The 20948-nt window shown below is 66.1% G+C and carries 14 protein-coding genes and 3 tRNA genes; 14 read left to right on the forward strand and 3 right to left on the reverse strand.

What is annotated here, in order from left to right; genetic code table 11:
• Positions 1 to 2: 2 nt before the first annotated feature.
• On the forward strand, positions 3 to 3155 hold the full coding sequence (locus KIT53_RS17915; protein WP_297755539.1) for an efflux RND transporter permease subunit: 3153 nt from the start codon (positions 3 to 5) through the stop codon (positions 3153 to 3155).
• A 39-nt stretch (positions 3156 to 3194) separates the two neighbouring features.
• On the forward strand, positions 3195 to 4094 hold the full coding sequence (locus KIT53_RS17920; protein WP_297755542.1) for a LysR substrate-binding domain-containing protein: 900 nt from the start codon (positions 3195 to 3197) through the stop codon (positions 4092 to 4094).
• On the opposite strand, the gene KIT53_RS17925 is transcribed toward KIT53_RS17920, so the two are convergent.
• Entirely contained in the window at positions 4054 to 5343 is a 1290-nt protein-coding gene (locus tag KIT53_RS17925; protein ID WP_297755545.1) for a D-amino acid dehydrogenase, read from the reverse strand. The two genes, KIT53_RS17920 and KIT53_RS17925, sit on opposite strands and share 41 nt — an antisense overlap.
• Before the next feature lie 196 nt (positions 5344 to 5539).
• On the opposite strand from KIT53_RS17925, the gene KIT53_RS17930 reads away from it, so the two are divergent.
• From KIT53_RS17930 to KIT53_RS17980, 11 genes are all read left to right on the forward strand, one after another.
• Positions 5540 to 6898: an aspartate aminotransferase family protein gene (locus KIT53_RS17930; protein WP_297755549.1), complete on the forward strand. Its 1359-nt coding sequence runs from the start codon at positions 5540 to 5542 to the stop codon at positions 6896 to 6898.
• Positions 6899 to 7055: 157 nt separating this feature from the next.
• Entirely contained in the window at positions 7056 to 8033 is a 978-nt protein-coding gene (locus KIT53_RS17935; protein WP_297755551.1) for a TAXI family TRAP transporter solute-binding subunit, read from the forward strand.
• A gap of 93 nt (positions 8034 to 8126) precedes the next feature.
• Positions 8127 to 10709 (forward strand): TRAP transporter permease, encoded by a 2583-nt coding sequence (locus KIT53_RS17940; RefSeq protein ID WP_297755552.1) that lies wholly within the window; start codon positions 8127 to 8129, stop codon positions 10707 to 10709.
• Positions 10710 to 10711: 2 nt separating this feature from the next.
• Positions 10712 to 11353 (forward strand): aspartate/glutamate racemase family protein, encoded by a 642-nt coding sequence (locus KIT53_RS17945; protein ID WP_297755555.1) that lies wholly within the window; start codon positions 10712 to 10714, stop codon positions 11351 to 11353.
• A gap of 99 nt (positions 11354 to 11452) precedes the next feature.
• Positions 11453 to 11539, forward strand: a tRNA-Leu gene (locus KIT53_RS17950).
• Positions 11540 to 11606: 67 nt separating this feature from the next.
• Positions 11607 to 12917, forward strand: coding sequence for a trigger factor (tig, locus tag KIT53_RS17955; RefSeq protein WP_297755559.1), 1311 nt, complete (start codon positions 11607 to 11609; stop codon positions 12915 to 12917).
• A 177-nt stretch (positions 12918 to 13094) separates the two neighbouring features.
• On the forward strand, positions 13095 to 13712 hold the full coding sequence (gene clpP, locus KIT53_RS17960) for an ATP-dependent Clp endopeptidase proteolytic subunit ClpP (RefSeq protein WP_297755562.1): 618 nt from the start codon (positions 13095 to 13097) through the stop codon (positions 13710 to 13712).
• 138 nt (positions 13713 to 13850) lie between these two features.
• The gene (gene clpX / locus KIT53_RS17965; protein ID WP_297755564.1) at positions 13851 to 15116 is read left to right on the forward strand and encodes an ATP-dependent Clp protease ATP-binding subunit ClpX; all 1266 of its coding nucleotides are present in this window, start codon (positions 13851 to 13853) and stop codon (positions 15114 to 15116) included.
• A 107-nt stretch (positions 15117 to 15223) separates the two neighbouring features.
• Positions 15224 to 17656 (forward strand): endopeptidase La, encoded by a 2433-nt coding sequence (gene lon / locus KIT53_RS17970; RefSeq protein ID WP_297755566.1) that lies wholly within the window; start codon positions 15224 to 15226, stop codon positions 17654 to 17656.
• 87 nt (positions 17657 to 17743) lie between these two features.
• Positions 17744 to 17819, forward strand: a tRNA-Gly gene (locus tag KIT53_RS17975).
• 73 nt (positions 17820 to 17892) lie between these two features.
• Positions 17893 to 17966 (forward strand) — tRNA-Cys (locus KIT53_RS17980).
• Between the two features lie 28 nt (positions 17967 to 17994).
• Here the strand turns inward: KIT53_RS17980 and KIT53_RS17985 are convergent.
• Both KIT53_RS17985 and KIT53_RS17990 read right to left on the reverse strand, forming a co-directional pair.
• A complete protein-coding gene (locus KIT53_RS17985) occupies positions 17995 to 18777 on the reverse strand; it encodes an enoyl-CoA hydratase (protein WP_297755568.1) in 783 nt (260 codons plus the stop codon).
• A gap of 1 nt (position 18778) precedes the next feature.
• Complete coding sequence (locus KIT53_RS17990; protein WP_297755571.1) at positions 18779 to 19573, reverse strand: enoyl-CoA hydratase-related protein; 795 nt, start codon at positions 19571 to 19573, stop codon at positions 18779 to 18781.
• 109 nt (positions 19574 to 19682) lie between these two features.
• Here KIT53_RS17990 and KIT53_RS17995 point away from each other — a divergent pair, with 109 nt between their 5' ends.
• Entirely contained in the window at positions 19683 to 20798 is a 1116-nt protein-coding gene (locus KIT53_RS17995) for a hypothetical protein (protein ID WP_297755573.1), read from the forward strand.
• Positions 20799 to 20948 lie beyond the last annotated feature (150 nt).

The raw sequence follows: 20948 nt of genomic DNA on the forward strand, positions 1-20948 counted from the left end.
GCATGAGCGACACGACCTCCCACACCTCCGCCCAGGGCGGCGGCAACTGGATCGCGCGTTTCAACCTCTCGCAATGGGCGCTGGACCACCAGGCCTTCACGCGCTACCTGATGATCGTGCTGATGGTGCTCGGCGTGGCCGCGTACTTCCAGCTCGGCCAGGACGAGGACCCGCCGTTCACCTTCCGCGCCATGGTGGTGCGGGCCTACTGGCCCGGCGCCACCGCCGGGCAGGTCGCCGAACAGGTGGCCGACCGCATCGAGCGCACGCTGCAGGAGGTGCCTTACGCGGACAAGATCCGCAGCTACTCCAAGCCGGGCGAGACGCTGATCATCTTCCAGCTCAAGGATTCGTCGCCGCCGGCGGAGGTGCCGCAGATCTGGTACACGGCGCGCAAGAAGGTGGGCGACATGCGCGCCACCCTGCCGCAGGGCGTGGTGGGACCGTTCTTCAACGACGAGTTCGGTGACGTCTATGGCGTGATCTACGCGCTGCAGGGCGAGGGGTTCACGCCCGCCGAACTCAAGCAGGAGGCCGACGAGGTGCGCCAGCGCCTGCTGCGCGTGCGCGACGTGAGCAAGGTCGAGCTCTTCGGTGTGCAGGACGAGAAGCTGTTCGTGGAGATCTCGCAGAAGCGGCTGGCCACGCTGGGCCTGAACCTGCAGCAGGTGCTGGATGCGATGGGGCAGCAGAACGCCATGGCCTCGGCCGGCGCGATCCAGGCGCCGCACGACGTGGTGCAGGTGCGCGTGGCCGGTGCGTTCAATTCGGTGGAGCAACTGCGCGCCATGCCCATCCGCGCCGGCAGCGGCGCGCAGATGCGCTTGGGCGATCTGGCCGAGATCCGTCGCGGCTACCTGGACCCGCCCGAGGTGCTGGTGCGCCACGAGGGCAAGGACAGCATCGCCCTGGGCATTTCCATGGCCAAGGGCGGCGACATCATTGCCATGGGCAAGGCGCTGCGCGAGAGCGTGGCCGGCATCGAGGCCACGCTGCCGGCGGGCATGCGGCTGGCGCAGGTGCAGGACCAGCCGGCCGCCGTGACCAACTCGGTCAATGAATTCGTCAAGGTGCTGATCGAGGCGGTGGTGATCGTGCTGGCGGTGAGCTTTCTCTCGCTGGGCCTGCACCGCCGCGAGGGCGGCACCGGGCTGCGCCGCTACCGCCTGGACATGCGCCCCGGCCTGGTGGTGTTCATCACCATTCCGCTGGTGCTGGCCATCACCTTCCTGGCCATGCACTACTTCGGCATCGGCCTGCACAAGATATCGCTGGGGTCGCTGATCATCGCGCTGGGCCTGCTGGTGGACGACGCCATCATCGCGGTGGAGATGATGGTGCGCAAGCTGGAGGAAGGCTACGGCATGATGCGCGCGGCCACCTTCACCTGGGAGGCCACGGCCATGCCCATGCTCACCGGCACGCTGATCACGGCGGCGGGTTTCCTGCCCATCGGGCTGGCCAACTCCACCACCGGCGAATACACCTTTGCCATCTTCGCGGTGACGGTGCTGGCGCTGGTGATCTCCTGGGTGGTGGCGGTGATGTTCGTGCCTTACCTGGGCGTGGTGCTGCTCAAGGTCAAGCCGCACCTGGGCGAGGCCCACGAGGTGTTCGACGGGCCGTTCTACTTGCGCTTTCGCGCATTGGTGGACTGGTGCGTGAAGCACCGCTGGCTCACCATCGGCGCGACGGTGCTGACCTTCGTGCTGGGCATGGCTGGCATGGGCAAGGTGCAGCAGCAGTTCTTCCCGGATTCGAGCCGGCCGGAGATCCTGGTCGACATCTGGCTGCCCGAGGGCAGCAGCATCCGCGCCATGGACGAGGTCACGCGGCGCGTGGAGCAGCGCCTGGCCGGCGAGCCTGGCGTGCGCGGCGTGACGACCTGGGTGGGTTCGGGCGTGCCGCGCTTCTACCTGCCGCTGGACCAGATCTTTCCGCAGACCAATGTGTCGCAGATGATCGTGCTGCCCAAGGATCTGAAGACCCGCGAGACCTTGCGCAAGGCGCTGCCGGCGCTGCTGGCCACCGAGTTTCCCGAGGTGCGTGGCCGCGTGAAGCTGCTGCCCAATGGGCCGCCGGTGCCGTATCCGGTGCAGTTCCGCGTGGTGGGCAGCGACCCGGACGTGCTGCGCGGCCTGGCCGACGAGGTCAAGCAGGCCATGCGCGAGAGCCCGAACACGCGCGGCGTGAACGACAACTGGAACGAGTCGGTCAAGCGCCTGCGCCTGGAGGTGGACCAGTCCAAGGCGCGCGCGCTGGGCGTCTCCAGCCAGTCGATTGCCCAGGCCTCGCGCACGCTGCTCAGCGGCACGACGGTGGGGCAGTACCGCGAGGGCGACAAGCTGATCGACATCGTGTTGCGCCAGCCGCTGGACGAGCGCGATGCCATCAGCAGCCTGACCAACGCCTACCTGCCCACGGCCAGCGGCCAGGCGATTCCGCTGCTGCAGATCGCCAAGCCGGTGTTCGACTGGGAGCCCGGTGTACTGTGGCGCGAGAACCGGGACTACGCCATCACGGTGCAGAGCGACGTGGTGGAAGGCCTGCAAGGAGCCACCGTCACCGCCGAACTGCAGCCGGCGCTGAAGAAGATCAGCGATGGCTGGGCCACGCGCGGCCTCAATGGCTACCACATCGAGGTGGCGGGCGCGGTGGAGGAGAGCAGCAAGGGCTCGGCCTCGATCGTGGTGGGCATTCCGCTGATGCTGTTCATCGTTTTCACCTTGCTGATGCTGCAGTTGCAGAGCTTCAGCCGCGCCATGCTGGTGTTCCTCACCGGCCCGCTGGGCATGGCCGGGGTGGCGGGTGCGCTGCTGGCGCTGAACCGGCCTTTCGGCTTCGTGGCGCTGCTGGGCGTGATCGCGCTCATGGGCATGATCCAGCGCAACTCGGTGATCCTGATCGACCAGATCGAGCAGGACCGCGCGCGCGGCGTGCCGGCCTGGGACGCCATCGTGGAGGCTGCCGTGCGCCGCATGCGCCCCATCGTGCTGACCGCGGCGGCGGCGGTGCTGGCCATGATCCCGCTGTCACGCAGTGTGTTCTGGGGACCGATGGCGGTGGCGATCATGGGGGGCCTGGTCGTGGCGACCGTGCTGACGCTGCTGGCGCTGCCGGCGATGTACGCGGCCTGGTTCCGGGTGAAGCGGTAGGCCCGCTGGAAGGCGGGAAAAGCATGAACAATAGCGGTCATGCGTCTGCGCCACATCGAAGTCTTCAACGCGGTCATGCTCACCGGCAGCGTCAGCGCTGCCGCGCGCATGATCAACGTGACCCAGCCGGCCGTGAGCCGCACCCTGCAGCATGCCGAGCTGCAACTGGGTTTTCAGTTGTTCCAGCGCGTGGGCGGCCGCCTGAAGCCGACGGTGGAGGCGCAGACGCTGTACCCGCACATCGAGCGCCTGTTCGCCCAGCTCGACGAGGTGCAGCGCCTCTCGGCCAGCCTCAAGGCCGGGCGCGGACAGGGCGAGTTGCGGGTGCTGACGGTCCTGGCGCTGAGCTATGAGGTGTTCCCGCGCGCCATGCGGCTGTTCCGCGAACGGCATCCGGCCGTGAAGGTGCACCACGAGGCGCTGCACTCGCCGCAGATCGTGTCGTCCCTGGTGCTGCAGGAGGCCGACGTGGGCTACGTGTTCAGCGCCGTGTCGCATCCTGCGCTGGCGCAGGAGCAATTGGCCGAGCGGCGCGTGGTCTGCGTGGTGCCCAAGGGTCTGCTCTCGCCGCGCCAGGTCAAGGCTGGCACGCTCACGCTGGCGCAACTGGCCAAGCTGCCCGTGATCGCGCTCGACGGGCAGGATCCGCTGGGCATGCTGTTGGCGCACACGGTGCGAGACAGCGGCACCGGCCTGAACGAGGTGATGACGGTGCAGACCTACCACGTGGCGCTGGCGCTGGCCCACCACGGCGTGGGCGTGGCGATGGTGGAGCAGTGCACGGCGGCCTCGGCAGACCCGTCGCGGGTGGACGTGCTGGCGCTCGAGCCCCGGGTGGCCACCACGGTGCGCATGCTGCGCCCCGCGGCACGGCCCAATTCGCAGATCGCGCGCGCCTTTACGCGCTGTATGCAGCAAGCCCTGCAGCAACTGGCCTGAGCGCCGGGCCCAGCGCGGCGGCCACGCGCTGCGCGCTGCCAAAGGCCAGCGTGAAACCCAGGGCACCGTGTCCGGTGTTGAAAAGCAGGTTGTCTGGCGCACCGGGCAGACGGCCCAGCACCGGCAGGCCGGTGGGCGTGGCCGGGCGCAGGCCGGCCCAGGGTTGTACGTTCTCGAAGCGGCCGGCCTGGGGAAAGACGTCGCGGGTGCTGTCCACCAGCGAGGCGATGCGGTCGGCCGGGATGTCGCGTCCATAGCCCACCAGCTCGGCCATGCCGGCCACGCGGAGGCGCTCGCCGATGCGGGCGAACACCACCTTGCGCTTGGCATCGGTGACGTTCACGCGCGGCGCCACCCCCTCGGCGGTGGCGTCCACCGGCACGGTGATGCTGTAGCCCTTGAGCGGGTAGACCGGCACCGTCAGGCCCAATGGCGCGGCCAGACGGTGCGAGCCGGTGCCCAGGGCAACGACGAAGGCGTCGGCCTCGATGCGGCCGCCCTCGCGGGTGTCGGCGGCGATGATGCGCCGCCCGTGGCGGACCAGGCGCGTGACCTCGGTCTGGAAACGGAACCGCACGCCGCGCGTCTGCAGCAGGCGCTGCAGGGCTTCGCAGACCATGAGGCAGTCGGCAGCGCATTCGCTGGGTGTGTGGATGGCGCCGGCAAAGCGCGGCGCGTAGTGCGCCAGTGCCGGCTCGATGGCCACCGCCTCGCGGGCCGAGACGGCTTGCTGCGAGGTACCCATGCTTTGCTGCAGCGCCATCTGGCGGCGTGCGCCGGCGAAGGAGGCTTCGTCGGGGTAGAGCACGAGCTTGCCGGTGGCGGAGAAGTCGCAGGCCAAGGATTCTTGCGTGCGCAACAGGTCGAAGGCGGCACGGCTCTCGGCCGCCAGGGCCAGCAGTTGCGCCGTGGTGTTGCGGGACACGCTGGCGCGGCAGGCCGCCAGGAAGCGCAGGCCCCAGGCCCATTGGTGCGGGTCCATGCGCAGGCGGAACTTCAGCGGCGAGTCGGCCGCCAGCAGCAGGCGCGGCAACTGCAGCCAGAGCGAAGGGTCGGCCAGCGGCTGCACATAGGAGTAGCTCAGCTGCGCCCCGTTGGCGCCGCTGGCCCCGGCGCCGGTGTGGGCGCTGTCGACCACCGTCACATGGTGGCCGTCGCGGTGCAGTTGCCAGGCGGTGGCCAGGCCGACGATGCCGGCGCCCAGCACGCACACATGCCGGGAAGACGACGAGGAAGAGGGGGCGTTCATGGCAACCTGACTGTAGGCAGGTCGTGCCCATCTGCAAAATGACGATCGCGCGGTGGCCCATGCCTGGAAGTCATGGGTGCGGGCAGTGGCCCATAAACCGCGGGCATGGATCAGGCTCAAAAAGTCATTTTCGGCACGGCGGGGCGCTCCGTACACTGCGGCCACCCTGGTCGTCCGCCGCCACCCACTTTCCCCCATGAATGCTCCGTCCACCCGCGTCTTCCATCGTCAGCTTCGCCATGGTCTGCCTGTGGCCGTCAGTGGCAAGGGCATCACCCTGACCGATGCCCAGGGCAAGGTCTATCTCGATGCCTCGGGCGGCGCTGCGGTCTCCTGCCTGGGGCATGGCCATCCGGACGTGGTGGCGGCCATGCACGCGCAGATCGACCGCCTGGCCTATGCGCACACCAGCTTCTTCACCACCGAGGTGGCGGAGGAACTGGCCGACGTGTTGATCGAAAGCGCACCGGCCGGCATGACGCACGCCTACTTCGTGAGCGGCGGCTCGGAAGCGGTAGAGGCGGCGCTGAAGATGGCGCGGCAGTACTTCGTGGAGATCGGCCAGCCGCAGCGGCGCCACTTCATCGCGCGCCGCCAGAGCTACCACGGCAATACGCTGGGCGCGCTCGCGGTAGGGGGCAACGCCTGGCGGCGCGAGCAGTTCAAGCCGCTGCTGATCGATGTCACGCACGTCTCGCCCTGCTACGAGTACCGCGACCGGCGTGCCGACGAGACACCTGAACAGTACGGCCAGCGCCTGGTGGCCGAACTGGAAGAGACCATTGCCCGGCTGGGAGCGGACTCGGTGATGGCCTTCGTGGCCGAGACCGTGGGCGGCGCCACCGCTGGCGTGCTCACGCCGGTGCCGGGTTATTTCAAGGGCGTGCGCGAACTCTGCGACCGCCACGGCATCCTGTTGATCCTGGATGAGGTGATGTGCGGCATGGGCCGCACCGGCACGCTGCACGCCTGCGAGCAGGAGGGCGTGGTGCCTGACCTGCTGACGATTGCCAAGGGCCTGGGCGGCGGCTACCAGCCGATCGGCGCCGTGCTGGCGCAGGGCCGGGTGGTGGAAGCCTTCCGCAAGGGCAGCGGGCTGTTCCAGCACGGGCATACCTACCTGGGGCATGCCGTCGCCTGTGCGGCCGCGCTGGCGGTGCAGCGCGTGATCCAGCGCGACGGCCTGCTGCAGCAGGTGCGCGAGCGCGGAGATCACCTGCAGCGCCTGTTGACCCAGGCCTTCGGATCGCATCCGCACGTGGGCGACATTCGTGGGCGTGGCCTGTTCTGGGGTATCGAACTGGTGCGCGAGCGCACCAGCAAGCAGTGGTTCGACCCCGTGCACAAGCTGCACGCCAGCATCAAGAGCAAAGCCATGGCCGGCGGTGTGCTGGTCTATCCCATGGGCGGGACGGTGGACGGCCGCTGCGGCGATCACGTGCTGCTGGCGCCCCCTTTCATCAGTACAGAGGCCGAGTTGGCGCAGATCGTGGAGCGGCTGGCCTCCGCCATCGATCTGGCGGTGGCTCAGGCTGACGAGGCACTGACGGCATGACGCTTTTGCATACCTTTCCCGGGTAAACACTAGGCTTTTGGGGCCGGGTTTGCACGGAGCTTGCTTTAGGATTTGTTCACCTTCGCAAGCTTTCGAGGACCGGCCTTCCAGGCCACCACGATTGTTCAACCAAGCAGCAAACTGCAGGAGCTTTCCCATGAAAAAACTTCATCTCTGTCTGAGCACCATGGCCGCCGCAGCGGCTCTGATGGCTCCCACGGCTCCCGCCCAGGCGCAACAGAAATTCATGACCATCGGCACCGGTGGCGTGACCGGCGTCTACTACGCTGCAGGCGGCGCGATCTGCCGCCTGGTCAACAAGGACCGCGCCAAGCACGGCATCCGCTGCTCGGTGGAATCCACCGGCGGTTCCGTGTTCAACGTGAACACCATCAAGGCGGGCGAACTCGATCTGGGGTTCACCCAGTCCGACGTGCAGTTCAACGCGCTCAAGGGCGTGGGGCAGTTCAAGGACGCCGGCGCCTACGGTGACCTGCGTGCCGTCTTCGCGGTGCACCCGGAGCCCTTCACCGTGGTGGCCCGCAAGGAGGCCAACATCACCAAGTTCGAGGACTTCAAGGGCAAGCGCTTCAACGTCGGCAACCCTGGCTCGGGCACACGTTCGTCCATGGAGGAACTGCTGGCCGCCATGGGCTGGAAGCTCAGCGACTTCTCGCTGGCCTCCGAACTGAAGGCCGATGAGCACGGCCCGGCCCTGTGCGACGGCAAGATCGACGGCTTCTACTACGCCGTGGGCCACCCGAGCGCGAACATCCAGGATCCCACCACCTCCTGCGGTGCCAAGCTGGTGTCCCTGACCGGGCCGGCGGTGGACAAGCTGGTGGCCGAGAAGCCCTACTACGCCAAGGTGAGCCTGCCGGGTGGTCTGTACCCGAACAACCCGCAGCCGACCAACACCTACGGCGTGATCGCGACCGTGGTGGCGTCGACCAAGACGCCGGCCGACACCGTGTACGCGGTGGTGAAGTCGGTGTTCGACAACTTCGACGAGTTCAAGAAGCTGCATCCCGCGCTGGCCAACCTCACGCCCGAGGACATGGTCAAGAACGGCCTGAGCGCGCCGCTGCACGACGGCGCGGCGAAGTACTACAAGGAAAAGGGCTGGATCAAGTGATTGGCCGGGGCTTGCCCGATGCAGGCCTGACCTGAACCCATGGCGAAGTGATCTTCGCCATTTTTTTTCTCCTTTCCTTGCGGACCTGACGCCATGACAACCGATATCGAGAAAGCGCCGGAAGCCCTGCAGCAGCTTGTCGCCGACAGCGACACCGGCGGGCGCAAGCCCAGCGGCCTGACGGCGGGCATCATCTTTGCCGCCGCCATGCTCTGGGGCCTGTTCCAGTTCTGGTACGCGTCGCCCCTGCCATTCGAACTGGGCTTCGGCATTCTCAACGACACGGAGGCGCGCGCCATCCACCTGGCGTTCGCGCTGTTCCTGGCCTTCATGGCCTGGCCTGCGTTCCGGCGCTCGCCGCGCAACCGCGTGCCACTGGCGGACTGGGCGCTGGCCCTGGTGGCTGCTTTCTGCGGCGCCTACATCATGCTGTTCTACGCGGAACTGGCCACGCGGCCCGGCCAGCCCAACACCCTGGACATTGTGGTGGGCCTGGCGGGCGTTCTGCTGTTGCTGGAGGCGACCCGCCGTGCGGTGGGCTGGCCCATGGCGGCCCTGGCCCTGATTTTCCTGGCGTACTGCATGCTCGGACCCTACCTGCCCGAGGTGCTGTCCCACAAGGGCGCATCCCTCAACCGCCTGGTCTCCCACATGTGGCTGACCACCGAGGGCGTGTACGGCATTGCGCTGGGCGTCTCGGCTGGCACCATCTTCGTCTACGTGCTGTTCGGCGCGCTGCTGGACCGTGCCGGCGGCGGCAACTACATGATGCAGGTGAGCTTTGCCGCGCTGGGGCACCTGCGCGGTGGCCCGGCCAAGGTGGCCGTGGTGTCGTCCGCGCTCAACGGCATGATTTCCGGCTCCTCGGTGTCCAACGTGGTCTCGGGCGGCATCTTCACCATTCCGTTGATGAAGAAAGCCGGCTACGGCGGCGTGAAGGCCGGTGCGATCGAGACCATGTCTTCCGTCAACGGCCAGATCATGCCGCCGGTGATGGGGGCGGCCGCGTTCCTGATGGTGGAGTACGTGGGCATCCCTTACTCGGACATCGTCAAGCACGCTTTCCTGCCGGCGGCTCTGTCGTACCTGGGCCTGCTCTACATCGTGCACCTGGAGGCGCTCAAGCTCGGCATGCAGCCCATCGTGCAGGCGGTGCAACGGCCCTGGCGCGTGCGACTGATGCGCAACGCGATCGGCATTGCCGGCAGCATCGTCGTGGTGTGCGCGATCTACTACCTGCTGCAGGTCATCAAGGCGATGATGGGAGCGGCCGCTCCGTATGCGGTCTCGGCCGTGGTGCTTGCGCTCTACCTGTTCTCTGTCCAGCAGGCCGCGAACTCGCCCGATCTGCCGGAAGACATCGACATCGAGAACCCCAAACCGCTGCAGACCTGGCCCACGGTGCGCGCCGGCCTGCACTACATCATGCCGATCGGCATGCTGATCTGGTGCCTGATGGTGGAGGAGATGTCGCCTGCGCTCTCGGCTTTCTGGGCCGTGACCACGCTGATCGTGCTCATGCTCACACAGCGCCCGCTGATCGCCCTGTTCCGCCGCACCAGCCTGACCGGTACCTGGATGGATGGGTGGCGATCGGTGGTGGGAGGCTTCAACGACGGTTCGCGCAACATGATCGGCATCGGCGTGGCCACCGCCACGGCGGGCATCATCGTCGGCGCCATCACGCTCACCGGCCTGGGCCTGCGCATGACGGAGTTCGTCGAGTTCGTGGCGCAGGGCAATGTGATGGTGATGCTGCTGTTCATCGCCTTCGTCTGCCTGGTGCTGGGCCTGGGCGTGCCCACCACCGCCAACTACGTGCTGGTGGCCACGCTGATGGCGCCGGTGGTGGTGGAGCTGGGCGCCCAGTCGGGTCTGGTGATACCGCTGATCGCGGTGCACCTGTTCGTCTTCTACTACGGGATCATGGGCGACATCACGCCCCCCGTCGGGCTGGCCACCTTCGCGGCGGCGGCGATCTCGGGCGAGGACGCCATCAAGACCGGCGTGCAGGGGGCGATCTACGCTCTGCGCACAGTGATCCTGCCCTTCATCTGGATATTCAATCGGCAGTTGCTGCTGATCAATGTGCATGGGGCAGGGGAACTGATCCGGCTGCTGTTGGCGTGCACGCTGGCCACATTGCTCTTTGCCGCCGTCACCATGAACTGGTTCCGCGTGAAGAGCCGCTGGTGGGAGACCGTGCTGCTGGCGGTGGCGGTGGTGCTGTTGTTCCGCCCGGACTTCTTCATGGACCGCATCGAGCCTGAGTACCGGCAGGTGCCGGCCTCGCAGGCGTACGAGGTGGCGCGCGACGTGCCTTCCGACGACCGCGTCGTCATGGTGATCCGGGGCCTGACCATCGAGGGCGACGACATCACCAAGACCGTGGCCCTGCAACTGGGCGACAAGGGTGAGGACGGCCGCAAGCGCCTGTCTGACGCGGGCCTGCAGCTCATGCCTCTGGGCGACGCTGTGCAGATCGGGCAGGTCAAGTTCGGTACCCGCGCGGCCAAGTCCGGCTTTGAGCAGGGTTGGGACGTGGTGGCAGTGCAGGTGCCGACCGATCGGCCCACCGCCCACTGGTTCTACCTGCCGGCGCTGCTGCTGGTGGCGCTGGTGTGGTGGAGCCAGGGCCGGCGGATGCCGGCGACCAGGCCGCTGAGGGCGGCCTGAGCATGCGGATTGCCTTGATCCATGCTCTGGCCCATTCGGTCGCGCCCATCAATGAAGAGATGGCGCGCGCCTGGCCCGAGGCACAGCGCATGAACCTGCTGGACGACAGCCTTTCCGCGGACCTGGCCCGTTCGGGCCGGGGGCTGGACGCTGTCATGGACCAACGCTTCGAGACGCTGGCGGCCTATGCCGAAGGCACCGGGGCGCAAGGGATCCTGTTCACCTGCTCGGCGTTCGGGACCTGTATCGAAGCCGTGGCCGCCCGCCGCCCGCACATGCCGGTGCTCAAGCCCAACGAGGCCATGGTGGCCGAGGCGGTGGCGCGCGGTGGCCGCATTGGCCTGATCGCGTCCTTTGCGCCTACCCTGGCGTCCATGCCGCCGGAGTTTCCCGCTGGGACGGACCTGCGCTTGGCTCTGGCCGAAGGTGCGCTGGAAGCCTTGAGCCAGGGCGACGTGGATGGCCATGACAGCCGGGTGGTCGAGGCCGCCCGGGCACTGGCCGGGCAAGGCTGCGACCTGATCGCTCTGGCGCAGTTCAGCATGGCCCGCGCGCAGCCGGCCGTGTACCGTGCACTGGGCGTGCCCGTGCTGACCACGCCCGGCAGCGCCGTGCGGGTGCTGCGCCAGCGCCTGGGAGGCTGAGGGCGGCCAGGTCGCTGCGGATACAATCTAAGGTTGCCGTGATTCGGGTGGCCGACCCTGCAGCGAGCCCCCTGCGCTGTGTTGGCCCCCTTGAGAGGCGCGCGGGTGGCGAAATTGGTAGACGCACCAGGTTTAGGTCCTGACGCCAGCAATGGTGTGGGGGTTCGAGTCCCCCCCCGCGCACCACACCAACGACAACATTTCCGGGGTCGGCCAGGCAGGCTGGTCGGCCACCATCCTTTTGGAGAGAACCATGACCGTGACCGTTGAAACCCTCGAAAAGCTGGAGCGCAAGATCACGCTGACGCTGCCGGCCGACGTGATCCAGAACGAGGTGAGCAGCCGCCTGCGTCGTCTGGCCCGTGACGTGAAGATGGACGGCTTCCGTCCTGGCAAGGTGCCGATGAACGTGGTCGCCCAGCGCTACGGTTATTCGGTGCACTACGAAGTGATGAACGACAAGGTGGGCGAAGCCTTCGCCGCCGCCGCCAACGAAGCGCAGTTGCGCGTGGCCGGCCAGCCGCGCATCACCGAGAAGGAGGGTGCACCTGAAGGCCAGCTCACCTTCGACGCCATCTTCGAGGTCTACCCGGAAGTCAAGATCGGTGATCTGTCCACCGCGACCGTGGACAAGCTCTCCGCCGAAGTGGATGAGGCCGCCATCGAGCGCACCCTGGACATCCTGCGCAAGCAGCGCCGCACCTTCGCGCAGCGCGCCCAGGACCAAGCTGCGCAGGACGGTGACCGCGTCACCATCGACTTCAGCGGCAAGATCGACGGCGAGCCCTTCGAGGGCGGCAAGGCCGATGGCTTCCAGTTCATCGTTGGCGACGGCCAGATGCTCAAGGAGTTCGAAGACGCCGTGCGCGGCATGAAGAACGGCGAATCCAAGACCTTCCCGCTGGCTTTCCCGGCCGACTACCACGGCAAGGATGTGGCGGGCAAGACGGCCGACTTCCTGGTCACGGTCAACAAGATCGAAGCCGCCCACCTGCCCGCCGTGGACGAGGCGCTGGCCAAGGCACTGGGTATTGCCGAGGGCACGGTCGAAGGCCTGCGCGCCGACATCCGCAAGAACCTGGAGCGCGAAGTCAAGTTCCGCCTGCAGGCCCGCAACAAGCAGGCCGTGATGGATGCCCTGATCTCCAAGGCCGAGCTGGATCTGCCCAAGTCCGTGGTGCAGTCCGAACTGGACCGCATGGTCGAGGGTGCGCGCGCCGACCTCAAGCAGCGTGGCGTCAAGGACGCCGACAAGGCGCCCATTCCCGAAGACCTGTTCCGCCCGCAGGCCGAGCGCCGCGTGCGCCTGGGCCTGGTGGTGGCCGAGCTGGTGCGTGCCAACGAACTGCACGCCAAGCCCGAGCAGATCAAGACGCACATCGAAGAGCTGGCGGCCTCCTACGAAAAACCGGCCGACGTGGTGCGCTGGTACCAGAGCGACAACCGCCGCATGGCCGAGGTCGAGGCCATCGTGATCGAGAACAACGTGACGGAGTTCGTGCTCGGCAAGGCCCAGGTGACCGAAAAACCGGTTGGCTTCGATGATCTGATGGCCCAGGCCTGATATCGCCTGCCGGTGACAGAAAAGGGCGGAGCGATCCGCCCTTTCTTTTTCCGGTTTGCCCCCCATCTGCCGGCGGTGCGGCCCTGTGGTCGATCCGGTCTTCGGCCAGGGCGGCGGACGGGGCCGGCGGGTTGGTTACAGTTAGGTCATTGCACGCATCAACACATGGAGAAATGCATGAGCGCATCGGACATTCAAGGTTTGGGCATGGTGCCCATGGTCATCGAGCAATCGGGGCGCGGGGAACGCTCCTACGACATTTACTCGCGCCTGCTCAAGGAGCGTGTCATCTTCCTCGTGGGCGAGGTCAATGACCAGACCGCCAACCTGGTGGTGGCTCAGTTGCTGTTCCTGGAGAGCGAGAACCCCGACAAGGACATCTCGTTCTACATCAACTCGCCCGGTGGCAGTGTGACGGCTGGCATGGCGATCTACGACACGATGAATTTCATCAAGCCGGACGTCTCCACCCTCTGCTGCGGCTTTGCCGCGAGCATGGGCGCGTTCCTGCTGGCCGCCGGTGCCAAGGGCAAGCGCTTCTCGCTGCCGAACTCCAAGATCATGATCCACCAGGTGCTGGGCGGCGCACGCGGCCAGGCGACCGACATCGAGATCCATGCCCGCGACATCCTGCGCACCAAGGACCAGATGAACCGCATCCTGGCCGAGCGCACCGGGCAGCCGCTGGAGAAGGTCAAGCAGGACACCGAGCGCGACTACTTCCTGACGGCCACCGAAGCCCAGGAGTACGGCCTCGTCGACAAGGTGATCGAGAAACGGCCCACCGCCGCCTGACACCGGCCGGTCCCGGCCAAGGCCTTCCCAGGGGCGCAGAAATTCACGGGATGGCGCCATTTCAGGCGCTTTTCCGCTGTTTGGGCCCCCTGGACCATGAACTATCATTGCTGAATTCGTCTTACCCAGTCCCCATCCATGGCCGACAAAAAAGCCGCTTCCGGTGAAAAAGCGCTCTACTGCTCCTTCTGCGGCAAGAGCCAGCACGAGGTCAAGAAGCTGATCGCAGGACCGTCGGTGTTCATCTGCGACGAGTGCATTGACCTGTGCAACGACATCATCCGTGACGAGTTGCCAGGCCTGGAGGCGGTGAAGTCTTCGGCAGACGACTTGCCCACGCCCGCCCAGCTCAAATCCAACCTGGACAACTACGTCATCGGCCAGGAGGCTGCCAAGCGGGCCCTGGCGGTGGCGGTCTACAACCATTACAAGCGCCTGCGCCACAAGCAGTCCGCCCGCAAGGACGATGTGGAACTGGCCAAGAGCAACATCCTGCTGATCGGGCCCACGGGTTCGGGCAAGACCCTGCTGGCCCAGACCATGGCGCGCATGCTCAATGTGCCCTTCGTCATGGCCGATGCCACCACGCTCACCGAGGCTGGCTACGTCGGCGAGGACGTGGAAAACATCGTGGCCAAGCTGCTGCAGAGCTGCAACTACGACGTCGAGCGCGCGCAGCAGGGCATCGTCTACATCGACGAAATCGACAAGATCACCCGCAAGTCCGACAACCCCTCCATCACCCGGGACGTCTCTGGTGAAGGCGTGCAGCAGGCGCTGCTCAAGCTGATCGAAGGCACCATGGCCTCGGTGCCGCCCCAGGGGGGCCGCAAGCACCCGAACCAGGACTTCCTCCAGGTGGACACGACGAACATCCTGTTCATCTGCGGCGGCGCGTTTGCTGGCCTGGAAAAAATCATCGAGAACCGCACCGAGGCGTCAGGCATCGGCTTCGGCGCCACGGTCAAGAGCAAGCAGCAGCGCAGCCTGTCCGAGGCGTTCAAGGAAATCGAGCCGGAAGACCTCATCAAGTACGGGCTCATCCCGGAGTTGGTGGGCCGTGTACCGGTGATCGCTGCACTGTCCGAACTCACGGAGGACGCCCTCGTGGAGATCCTCACCGAACCTCGCAATGCGGTGGTCAAGCAGTTCGCCCGCCTGCTCTCCATGGAGGGCGCGGAGCTGGAGGTGCGGCCCACTGCGCTGCGCGCCATCGCCCGCAAGGCACTGGCACGCAAGACCGGTGCGCGCGGCCTGCGCTCCATCCTGGAAAACGCGCTCATCGACACCATGTTCGAGTTGCCCGGGATGAGCAATGTGGAGAAGGTGGTGGTGGACGAGTCCACCATCGATGAAAACAAGCCGCCCCTGCTGGTGTACCGCGAAGCGGCAAGGCAGGCCTGAATGGCCCATCGGCGCACGACAAGGATCGATGGCGCCGAAGACGGCGGCCGGCGGGTGCTTGAGATCACCCCGGCCGGCCCCAATTACCCGTTTTAGTCGAGGTTGACATGTCCGGACAAACCCCTCTGCCCAGTACACCGGTCGAACTGCCGCTGCTGCCCCTGCGCGACGTGGTCGTTTTCCCGCACATGGTGATTCCCCTCTTCGTGGGTCGGCCCAAGAGCATCAAGGCGCTCGAGGCCTCCATGGAGTCGGAACGCCGCATCATGCTGGTGGCCCAGAAAGCCGCAGCCAAGGACGAGCCGTCCACCGACGACATGTTCGAAATGGGCTGCGTGGCCACCATCCTGCAGATGCTCAAGCTGCCCGATGGCACGGTCAAGGTGCTCGTTGAAGGTGTGCAGCGCGCCAAGGTGCTGGGCATTTCCGAAGGCGAGACCCATTTCGTCGCCAGCGTGAGCCCGGTCGACCCTGGCGCCGAGCGCGCTGACGTGCAGTCCACGGAGCTCGAAGCGCTGCGCCGTGCGGTGATGCAGCAGTTCGACCAGTACGTCAAGCTCAACAAGAAGATTCCTTCCGAGATCCTCACCTCGATCTCCAGCATCGACGACCCCGGCCGATTGGCCGACACCATCGCCGCCCACCTGCCGCTCAAGTTGGAGTCCAAGCAGGTGGTGCTGGACCTCGACCCGGTCAACAAGCGCCTGGAAAACCTGTTCGAGCAGCTCGAGCGCGAGGTCGACATCCTCAACGTCGACAAGAAGATCCGTGGCCGCGTGAAGCGGCAGATGGAGAAGAACCAGCGCGACTTCTACCTCAACGAGCAGGTCAAGGCGATCCAGAAAGAACTGGGCGAAGGCGAAGAGGGCGCCGACATCGAGGAGATCGAGAAAAAGATCAAGGCCGCCCGCATGCCCGCCGAGGCACGCAAGAAGGCGGATGCCGAGTTCAAGAAGCTCAAGCTCATGTCGCCCATGTCGGCCGAGGCCACCGTGGTGCGCAACTACATCGATGCCCTGGTCGCACTGCCCTGGAGCAAGAAGACCAAGATCAAGCACGACCTCGCTCACGCCGAGGCGGTGCTCAACGAGGACCACTACGGTCTGGAGAAGGTCAAGGACCGCATCCTGGAATACCTCGCGGTGCAGCAGCGCGTGGACAAGGTGAAGGCACCCATTCTCTGCCTGGTGGGGCCGCCCGGTGTGGGCAAGACCTCGCTCGGCCAGTCGGTGGCCAAGGCCACCGGGCGCAAGTACGTGCGCATGGCGCTCGGCGGCATGCGCGACGAGGCCGAGATCCGCGGGCATCGCCGCACCTACATCGGCGCCATGCCGGGCAAGGTGCTGCAGAGCCTGTCCAAGGTGGGTACGCGCAATCCGCTGTTCCTGCTCGACGAGATCGACAAGCTGGGCACCGACTTCCGTGGCGACCCGTCCAGCGCCCTGCTGGAAGTGCTCGATCCCGAGCAGAACCACACCTTTGGTGACCATTACGTCGAGGTCGACTTCGACCTGTCCGACGTGATGTTCGTGGCGACCTCGAACTCCATGAACATCCCGCCAGCGCTGCTGGACCGCATGGAAGTGATCCGTCTCTCGGGCTACACCGAAGACGAGAAGACCAGCATCGCCATGCGCTACCTGCTCCCCAAGCAGCTCAAGAACAACGGGCTCAAGGACGGCGAGGTGGAGGTGCGCGAAGATGCCGTGCGCGACATCGTGCGCTACTACACCCGCGAGGCCGGCGTGCGTTCGCTGGAGCGTGAGCTCTCCAAGATCTGCCGCAAGGTGGTCAAGGGCCTGCTGCTCAAGAAGTACACGCCGACCGTGACGGTCACCACCGAGAACCTGGGCGACTTCCTTGGCGTGCGCAAGTACACCTATGGCCGCGCCGAGGCTCAGAACCAGGTGGGCCAGGTCGTGGGCCTGGCCTGGACCGAGGTGGGGGGTGATCTGCTGACCATCGAAGTGGCCATCATGCCGGGCAAGGGCGTCATCACGCGGACCGGCTCGCTCGGTGATGTGATGAAGGAGTCGGTCGAGGCCGCCCGTACCGTGGTGCGAAGCCGTGCGCGCGTGCTGGGCATCAAGGACGAGCAGTTCGACAAGCGCGACATCCACATCCACGTTCCCGACGGCGCGACGCCCAAGGACGGCCCCAGCGCCGGTGCGGCCATGACGACCGCGCTGGTGTCGGCTCTCACCGGCATTCCGGTGCGCGCCGACGTGGCCATGACTGGCGAGATCACGTTGCGCGGAGAGGTCACCGCCATTGGGGGGCTCAAGGAAAAACTGCTGGCCGCGCTGCGCGGCGGCATCAAGACCGTGATCATCCCCGAAGAGAACGTGAAGGACCTCGCGGAGATTCCGGACAACGTCAAGCAGGGCCTGGAGATCGTGCCGGTGAAGTGGATCGACAAGGTGCTGTCCATCGCGCTGGAGCGCCAGCCGGTTCCCCTGACCGATGAAGAGGTTGCGGCCCAGATCGCAGCGGCGACCGTGAGCAGTCCTGCGCCGTCGCCCGATGCCGTTAAACATTGAGCAAAAAAATCAGGCCGGCTTTGAAAGCGGCCTTTTTTTGTTCTATACTCTTGGTTTCCGACGAACGACAAGTTCTGAAGAAAAAACGCGGGAATAGCTCAGTTGGTAGAGCGCAACCTTGCCAAGGTTGAGGTCGCGAGTTCGAGCCTCGTTTCCCGCTCCAGATTCAAAAAGGGAAGCTCTGCTTCCCTTTTTTGTCGGAGTTCCGCTCCGGTGTGTTCTGCACCGGATCTGACGGCGCGATAGCAAAGCGGTTATGCAACGGATTGCAAATCCGTCTAGTCCGGTTCGACTCCGGATCGCGCCTCCAGTCCTCCCTTTTCCCCTCTTCAGCGCATTCAGCCCGCCTTGGGTTTGTTCCTGCCTGCCCCCGTGAGCCGGTCCAGGCGCGCGCGGATGTCTTCCAGGCGCTCGCGGGTGTTCACCGCTTCCGAGCGCGCGCGTTCCAGTACCAGAGCGTCCTTGAGTGGCAGCATGGATTCTTCGTCCAGCAGGGCCTTGTAGGCCTTGAGGCTTTCGGGGTCGGCCTTGAGCATCTCGCATGCCATGGCTTGTGCAGAGGCCAGCAGTGCGTCGTGCGGGACGACCTGATTCACCAGGCCCAGCCGCAAGGCTTCTTCGGCATCCAGCGTGCGGGCCGTGAGGGCCAGCTCCTTGGCGCGGTGAATGCCGACCCGGCGCACGAGCCGCACCGAACCGCCCCAGCCAGGAACCAGCCCCACCCGTACATGGGTGTCCGCGAAGCGTGCGCGCTCGGACGCGATGATGACGTCGCAGGCCAGCACCACTTCCAGACCGCCCGTGATGGCCGCGCCATTGACCGCCGCGATGACCGGGCCCTGGAACTGGCGCAGGGCGGCCACCGCATCGTGCCGGTATGCCGCGGCGGCTGGGCCGGGGCCTGCGTTCCATTCGTCCAGGTCCAGCCCGGCGGTGAACACCTTGCCCACCGCGGTGAGGATGAGCACATGGATGTCGGGGTCGCGTTCGAGCGCGGCGACCTCCCGTTGCAGGTCCTGTCTCAGTTGGATGGACAAGGTGTTGAGCCGCTCAGGGCGGTTCAGCGTGATCACCGCCCAACCCTGCGGTGAACGCTCGACGGCGAGAGACGCGGTGCTCATCTCAATGCCCCTTGAACACCGGCTTGCGTTTCTCCAGTTGCGACGTGATGCCTTCGCGCGCGTCGTGGGTGGCGGCGATGCGCGCCAGCGTCAGCGCTTCGTCTTCCAGCATCGCTTCCATCGGGATCGCACTGGCGCGCATGAAGAGCCGCTTGATCTCGCCGTAGGCCCGGGTGGGGCCCTGGGCCAGTCGCTGCGCGGTAGCCAGGGCTTCGCGGCTGAGTTCGGCATCCTCCACCACGATGTCGACCAGGCCGCTCTCCATCGCCTGTTGGCTGCTCAGGACTTCGCCCATCATCACGAAGCGTTTGGCTCGGGCCACGCCCATGCGGGCGCTCAACGTTACCGTGCTGCCAGAGTCGCAGCTGAAACCGATGTGCGAAAAAGCCGAGCCGATGCGGGTGGACTTGCCCGCGAGAACGATGTCCGCACCCGCCAGCAAAGCCACGCCACCGCCCATGGCCCAGCCCTGGACTTCGGCCACGACGGGCACGGGCAGTTGCCAGGCGCGTTGCAAGCCCATGTGCAAATCGGCCGTCCAACTGCGCACCAGTTGCGGCAACTGGTCCAGTTGCGGGCCGAAGCTCTTGAGGTCGCCGCCGAAGCTGAAGTTGGCGCCCTCGGCGCGCAGCAGCACGGCACGCAGGTTGGGGGTTTCCCAGAGCTGGAGGAAGGCCTCTTTCATCTCGCGCACGAACGTGCCGTCGAAGGGGTTGCCGCGCTGAGGCTGGGTCAGGCTGATCGTGGCCAGTCCTTCGGCGGACACGGATACGGTCACGGCGGTGCTTGCGGTCATGGGAGTCTCCTGTGGTTGGAATAGGGGCAGCGCAACTGTCGAATCCTATCTGGTATAGTGAATTATCGTACACTAATGCAATAAATCGGGAAGCCGACAGGAGACATGCATGCTGACGGGACAGGACGACCTGATCGGGCATCAATTGCCCACCACCTTTGACCAGATCGACAACAGCGATCCGGCCTGGATGGAGCGGCTCTGGTACACCGGGCACCCGATCGATTCGCTGGACATCATCTTTGACATCGGTCTGGGTTATCACCCCAACCGCAATGTCATGGATGCCTTTGCCGGTGTGGCGATCGCAGGGCGGCAGTGGAACTTCCGCGTGTCGCGCCAACTGCGCCCTGATCCACTGACGACGACCGTAGGTCCCTTGCAGATCATCGTCATCGAAGGGCTCAAGCGCCATCGGCTCGTGCTCGAGGCCAACGCGTCCGGCCTGCGCTTCGACCTGGAATTCCTCGCTTCCATGAATGCGCACGAGGAGACTCCCCACCTTCGCCGGCGCGACGGGCGCGTCACCGAGAACATGGCCCGCGCGCAGCAACTGGGCCGTTACCGCGGCTGGATCGAGTTCGATGGCCGCCGCATCGAGGTCGACCCCGACCGCTGGTACGGGCAGCGCGACCACTCCTGGGGCGTGCGCGGCGAGATGCGCACCGACGAGACCTCCCCGCCGCTCACCTTCTACCCGCCGTTCCTGTACGCGTGGACCACGGTGCAGTTCAAGGACCGGGGCCTGCACGTCTTCTTCAAGGAGCGTGGGCCCGGCAACAAGATCTACCTCTCGGGGGAGGAAGTTTTCGCGCCCGGCACGCGCGTCAGCAGCCGCAACCAACTGACCGACGTCACGCACGACATGGTCTGGCACGATGATCCGCTCGGCCAGTCGCTGGACCATGCCCGTTTCGATCTGGTGTTTGCCGATGGCCGCAGGAAGACCTTGCAGATTCGCACCTTGCCCGTGCGCTATTACCTCAAGGGGGGGCTCTATGGCGGCCTGGATGGCTGGTTCCATGGGGACTACAAGGGCAAGCTCTACGCAGAGCACGAGGTCTGGGACCTGAACGACGCCGCGACGCGGCGCAAGACCCGCACCCTGGCCGACCAGATCATTGAAGTCCGCGACGGCGACGATGTGGGCTACGGCATTGTCGAATACGGAGTGGGGCAAGGCTACGAGCTCTACAGCTCGGTGCAGAAGCACCCGCCCATCTGATCCAGCTTCAGCAGAGACCTGCCATGACCGACCTATCCGCAGAGTACCAAGCGCTGGCGAGCTACAAGCCGCGGCAGAAGGTGAGGTTCGTGACGGCGGCGAGCCTGTTCGACGGGCACGACGCGGCGATCAACATCATGCGACGCATCC

Source organism: Hydrogenophaga sp., from assembly GCF_026125785.1.
Classification (GTDB): Bacteria; Pseudomonadota; Gammaproteobacteria; order Burkholderiales; family Burkholderiaceae_C; genus Hydrogenophaga.

Coding starts and splice junctions, on each gene's coding strand:
- KIT53_RS17915 (WP_297755539.1), top strand. CDS start 3: ATGAGCGACACGACCTCCCACACCTCCGCCCAGGGCGGCGGCAACTGG.
- KIT53_RS17920 (WP_297755542.1), top strand. CDS start 3,195: ATGCGTCTGCGCCACATCGAAGTCTTCAACGCGGTCATGCTCACCGGC.
- KIT53_RS17925 (WP_297755545.1), bottom strand. CDS start 5,343: ATGAACGCCCCCTCTTCCTCGTCGTCTTCCCGGCATGTGTGCGTGCTG.
- KIT53_RS17930 (WP_297755549.1), top strand. CDS start 5,540: ATGAATGCTCCGTCCACCCGCGTCTTCCATCGTCAGCTTCGCCATGGT.
- KIT53_RS17935 (WP_297755551.1), top strand. CDS start 7,056: ATGAAAAAACTTCATCTCTGTCTGAGCACCATGGCCGCCGCAGCGGCT.
- KIT53_RS17940 (WP_297755552.1), top strand. CDS start 8,127: ATGACAACCGATATCGAGAAAGCGCCGGAAGCCCTGCAGCAGCTTGTC.
- KIT53_RS17945 (WP_297755555.1), top strand. CDS start 10,712: ATGCGGATTGCCTTGATCCATGCTCTGGCCCATTCGGTCGCGCCCATC.
- tig (WP_297755559.1), top strand. CDS start 11,607: ATGACCGTGACCGTTGAAACCCTCGAAAAGCTGGAGCGCAAGATCACG.
- clpP (WP_297755562.1), top strand. CDS start 13,095: ATGAGCGCATCGGACATTCAAGGTTTGGGCATGGTGCCCATGGTCATC.
- clpX (WP_297755564.1), top strand. CDS start 13,851: ATGGCCGACAAAAAAGCCGCTTCCGGTGAAAAAGCGCTCTACTGCTCC.
- lon (WP_297755566.1), top strand. CDS start 15,224: ATGTCCGGACAAACCCCTCTGCCCAGTACACCGGTCGAACTGCCGCTG.
- KIT53_RS17985 (WP_297755568.1), bottom strand. CDS start 18,777: ATGAGCACCGCGTCTCTCGCCGTCGAGCGTTCACCGCAGGGTTGGGCG.
- KIT53_RS17990 (WP_297755571.1), bottom strand. CDS start 19,573: ATGACCGCAAGCACCGCCGTGACCGTATCCGTGTCCGCCGAAGGACTG.
- KIT53_RS17995 (WP_297755573.1), top strand. CDS start 19,683: ATGCTGACGGGACAGGACGACCTGATCGGGCATCAATTGCCCACCACC.